Source organism: Shimazuella sp. NTD247, from assembly GCF_059510415.1.
The window spans coordinates 1-285 of record NZ_JCAJZU010000036.1; the positions used below are offsets into that span (position 1 = coordinate 1).

The window sequence follows — 285 nt, forward strand, 5'->3', positions numbered from 1 at the left end:
CATCCCAATGAGCATTGCCGGACTGCGGCCGCAGCAAACGGCAACCATTTCTCCTTTTTGTACTCCTCGTCTTTGCAAATAGTGCGACAACTGATTCGCTTCTCGCCACCACTGTTCATATGTGTATGCTTCGTGTTCCGTCACAATCGCCAGCGCATCTGGTGTGGTTTCTACTACTTGGGCGATTTGCTCCACAACGGAGACAAACGGCAATGCTGCTGCTGGAGAGTTCCATGTTTGCTGCTGCATCACTTCTTCCTCTGTGAGCAAGCTTGCCTCGTAGAT

At 51.2% G+C, this 285-nt stretch carries 1 protein-coding gene; it reads right to left on the minus strand.

Going from position 1 to position 285, the window contains the following annotated elements:
• On the minus strand, positions 1-285 hold a 285-nt coding region (locus AC5WOC_RS21230), incomplete at both ends, for an AMP-binding protein (RefSeq protein ID WP_496057419.1).